Annotated in this window: 3 protein-coding genes and 2 pseudogenes; 2 read left to right on the top strand and 3 right to left on the bottom strand. The window is 62.2% G+C overall.

Annotation, left to right across the window (positions count from 1 at the left end):
* The 3 genes and pseudogenes from NCR93_RS14230 to NCR93_RS14240 all read right to left on the bottom strand — a co-directional run.
* Positions 1-167, bottom strand: a pseudogene (locus NCR93_RS14230) (2-methylcitrate synthase); the annotation flags it as partial.
* Between the two features lie 36 nt (positions 168-203).
* A complete protein-coding gene (locus tag NCR93_RS14235) occupies positions 204-1,211 on the bottom strand; it encodes an HpcH/HpaI aldolase/citrate lyase family protein (protein WP_175982959.1) in 1,008 nt (335 codons plus the stop codon).
* 156 nt (positions 1,212-1,367) lie between these two features.
* The gene (locus NCR93_RS14240; protein WP_008354061.1) at positions 1,368-2,354 is read right to left on the bottom strand and encodes a malate dehydrogenase; all 987 of its coding nucleotides are present in this window, start codon (positions 2,352-2,354) and stop codon (positions 1,368-1,370) included.
* Positions 2,355-2,940: 586 nt separating this feature from the next.
* Between NCR93_RS14240 and NCR93_RS14245 the strand changes: the two genes are divergently transcribed.
* Positions 2,941-3,738: a GntR family transcriptional regulator gene (locus NCR93_RS14245; protein ID WP_033536962.1), complete on the top strand. Its 798-nt coding sequence runs from the start codon at positions 2,941-2,943 to the stop codon at positions 3,736-3,738.
* A 169-nt stretch (positions 3,739-3,907) separates the two neighbouring features.
* Positions 3,908-3,997: pseudogene (locus tag NCR93_RS14250) on the top strand (succinate dehydrogenase, cytochrome b556 subunit); the annotation flags it as partial.

Consider the following 3,997-nt stretch of genomic DNA (forward strand, 5'->3'; position numbering starts at 1 on the left):
GTCGTCGCGACATCGAGAATGTCGTAGCCGCGATAGTGCAAGTCGTTGCCCGTCTTGCCGACGGTGCACAGCGCGGTATTGCCCGCCGTCACGCCCGACAGCGCGACGGATTTCTTCGGCTTGAATGCGCCGGTTGCGGGTGCTTCGGTCGATGCCTGATCGGTCATTGTCTCTAGTCTCCTTTGCACGCTCGCGATGCGGCGTTATTTGTCTTGTCGAGATGATGATTTGAAAAACGGCGCGCATTCGTCGGGCAGCGTCTGGCCGGTCGCGTGCGCGCGGCGCAGCACGGACCAGTAATAGCGATAGCTCGCGCGATCGTGCAGCGTATCGCCATGCCGCGTCGGGCCCCACTGTGCGCGCTGTGCCGCAAGCAGAATCTGCGCCGCGAGCGCGATTTCATCGGCGCGCGGCGAGAAGGCCTCGACGATCGGCCTGATCTGATCCGGATGGATGCTCCACATGCGCGTATAGCCGAACGCGTTGCGCGCGCGTGCCGCATCGTTCGCGACGACGCTCATGTCGCGCACTTCCGTCGATACGTTGTGCGACGGCACCTTGCCGTGCGCGTGACACGCGGCCGCGATCTCCAGCTTCGCGCGCTGCACGAGCGGATGATCGAACTGGCCGGGCGAGCGCATCGCGGTATCGGGAATGGCGCCGTTGTGCGCCGAGACGAAGTCCATCAGGCCGAAGCTCAGCGATTCGACGCCCGGCAGCGCTGCCAGTTCGAACGCTTGCGCGAGCGCGCCGTGCGTCTCGATCAGCAGATGGCAGGGAATCGGTTGCTCGATGCCGAACTCGCGTCGCGTTGCTTCGATGAACGCGACCATTTCGGTGGCATCGGCGGCGCTGCGGATTTTCGGCAGCATGATGAACGCGGGCGCTTTCTTCGCGCGACGCAGGATGATGCGGACGTCGTCGCGCCACGCACGATGATCGAAGTCGTGGATGCGCACGCCCACGCGCCCGAAGCGGTCGTCCTCGCCACCGACGAACGACGCAACCATTTCCGCATGTTCGGCCTCGTGACCGACTTGCGCCCCGTCTTCGCAATCGAGCGTGATGTCGAACACCGGACCGAGTTGCGCCTGCAGCGCCAGGGATTTGCGGATCATCTTCTCGCTGCCGGCGTAATGATCACAGGTCGGAAGCACGGCGGGTTGCGCTTCGCCGTCAAACAGCACTTCGGCGGGAGTGAGAGCAGGCATCGTCGGCGTCGGGTCCGATTGGAAGTTGGGAAATTCCATCTTGCTCGATGATTCGAACACGCTCGATGTTTTTCAAGCGCGTTCGAATCATGCACGAACGCCGCGTAGCGTTCGCGCAGACGGGAAGCCTTTGCAGACTCCCCTTGAACGACGTATTTACTTGCCCAGCAGATGCGAAACGCCGTCGCGCTCTTCGAGCAGCTCGTTCAGCGTGCCGTCCATCTTCTCGCGCGAGAACGCGTCGATTTCGAGGCCTTCGACGCGCTTGTACTCGCCGTTTTCGCACGTGACGGGCACGCCGTAGATGATGTCTTCCGGAATGCCGTACGAGCCGTCCGACGGAATGCCCATCGTGACCCACTTGCCGTTCGTGCCGAGCACCCAGTCACGCACGTGATCGATCGCAGCATTCGCCGCCGATGCCGCCGACGACAGGCCGCGCGCTTCGATAATCGCCGCGCCGCGCTTGCCGACGGTCGGGATGAACGTGTTACGGTTCCACTCGTCGTCGTTGATGAGCTTCGTCAGGCTCTCGCCTTCCGCCGTTGCGAAACGGAAGTCCGGGTACATCGTCGGCGAGTGGTTGCCCCACACGGCGAGCTTTTCGATCGACGCGACCGGCTTGCCCGACTTGGCCGCCAGTTGCGACAGCGCGCGGTTGTGGTCCAGACGCAGCATGGCGGTGAAGTTCTTCTTCGGCAGATCCGGCGCCGACTTCATCGCGATGTAAGCGTTCGTGTTCGCCGGGTTGCCGACGACCAGCACCTTCACGTCGCGGCTCGCGACATCGTTCAGCGCCTTGCCCTGAACCGTGAAGATCTCGGCGTTCGCCGACAGCAGGTCCTTGCGCTCCATGCCCTTCGAACGCGGACGTGCACCGACCAGCAACGCGACGTCGGCGTCCTTGAACGCGACCTTGGGGTCGTCCGTGACGACCACGCCCGCGAGCAGCGGGAATGCGCAATCTTCCAGCTCCATCACGACGCCCTTCACGGCGGCTTGCGCTTGCGGCAGATCGAGCAACTGAAGAATCACGGGCTGGTCTTTGCCGAGCAGATCGCCATTGGCGATGCGGAACAGCAGCGAGTAGCCGATTTGACCTGCGGCGCCGGTTACGGCAACGCGCTTTGCGGACTTAGCCATTGAGAACTCTCCTGGACGGTGCGTGGAACGCTAGGGAAAAACGCCATTTTATGCGCGTTACGCAAAGCGTTGATGAAGACATGCCGGCCATGCCGTGCCCAAACGCTTCGAAGCTCGACCGAGCGTTCGCGCCCGTGCCGTGCATCGGCGTTACGGCTTGACCGTCATGCCATGAATCCTTCTCTTCGAGCGAGAGGCGTGCGGAGTGTTCTGGAAGGACGCGGTGATTTCGCTTGGGTCTGACGGCAACGCGCCCATACGAGACGGCGCTTGACGTTGCGAGGCGAGGGGCAGGCAGCGGCGCGCGAATCGAGTGGCCGATCGGCGTGAGGCGAAAGCGAAAGGGCGTGCCTGGCGGTATGTTGCACGCTGCGCCGGATGCCGTGTTCAGAGCGTACTCGAGGCGAAAAGGGCCATGATAAAACGCGCTGAGCGGCGGTTCCCGTGCTTTCGCAACGACCCGCAAACCCTTGCTCGACAAGGAGTGTAGGAGCCGTCCGAGGTAAAGTCAACACTATCTTATGTCTTATATAAGACATAGGAATCTTCGGGAAAAGTCTGGACGCACGGCGGGCCTTGTGTTGAAATGCGCGGCATGAATTCCAACCCGGCGAGCACGACGACCCCCAACGGCACTGCACCGGCGGCTGAGGCCGCGAGCACGCCGTCGCCGACGTTCAGCCCGCTGTATCAGCAAATCAAGGCGCTCATCACGCAAGGACTCGAGTCCGGCGAATGGAAGCCTGGCGAAATCATCCCGAGCGAGGTCGAGCTGGCCGCGCGCTACAAGGTGAGCCAGGGCACCGTCCGCAAGGCGATCGATGAACTCGCCGCCGACAATCTTCTCGTTCGACGTCAGGGCAAAGGCACGTTCGTTGCGACGCACAACGAAGACCGCGTGCAGTTCCGCTTCCTGCGCCTTCTGCCCGACGATGGCGACGTCCATCCTCACGTAAGCCGTCTGCTCGAATGCAGGCGCCTGCGCGCGCCGGCGGAGATCGCGCGCCAACTGGATTTGAAGCCTGCCGACCCCGTCGTTCTTATCAAGCGCTTGTTGCAGTTCGATGGCGTGACGACCGTGTTCGACGAAATCTGGCTGCCGGGCGCGGTGTTTCGCGGACTCACGGCCGAGCGTCTCGCCGAGTACAAGGGTCCGCTCTACGCGATGTTCGAGACGGAGTTTGGCACGCGCATGATCCGCGCGACCGAGAAGATCCGCGCCGTCGCCGCCGATGAAACCGTCGCGCAGTTCCTCGATGTGGCGCAGGGATTTCCGCTGTTATCGGTCGAGCGCGTGTCCTATACCTATGGCGACCGGCCTGTCGAAGTGCGTCGCGGATGGTACGTCACGACCGGCTATTTTTATCAGAACGACTTGAGTTGATCGAGTGAAGAACGGGCCGCGAGCACTGGCTGAGTGCTCGCGGAACACGCACGTTAGCAGGCCCATTCTCGCGCATGGAGCAACGGTCTTTTAGAGGACTTCTCGCTGCAGCGCGATATAAAAAGGCGCTAAAATCGCGGATTAGTGTGTTAACAAGTTGGGGTCTAGCATGGCAGAAGCCGTAAAAAAACCAAGGCCGGAATACCGGAACATCGGGATCGGTCAGATCGCGAAGTATCGCTTGCCGCTGGCGGGCAAG

The sequence above is a fragment of the Caballeronia sp. ATUFL_F1_KS39 genome (assembly GCF_023630985.1).
Classification (GTDB): Bacteria; Pseudomonadota; Gammaproteobacteria; order Burkholderiales; family Burkholderiaceae; genus Caballeronia; species Caballeronia zhejiangensis.

Coding starts and splice junctions, on each gene's coding strand:
- NCR93_RS14235 (WP_175982959.1), bottom strand. CDS start 1,211: ATGCCTGCTCTCACTCCCGCCGAAGTGCTGTTTGACGGCGAAGCGCAA.
- NCR93_RS14240 (WP_008354061.1), bottom strand. CDS start 2,354: ATGGCTAAGTCCGCAAAGCGCGTTGCCGTAACCGGCGCCGCAGGTCAA.
- NCR93_RS14245 (WP_033536962.1), top strand. CDS start 2,941: ATGCGCGGCATGAATTCCAACCCGGCGAGCACGACGACCCCCAACGGC.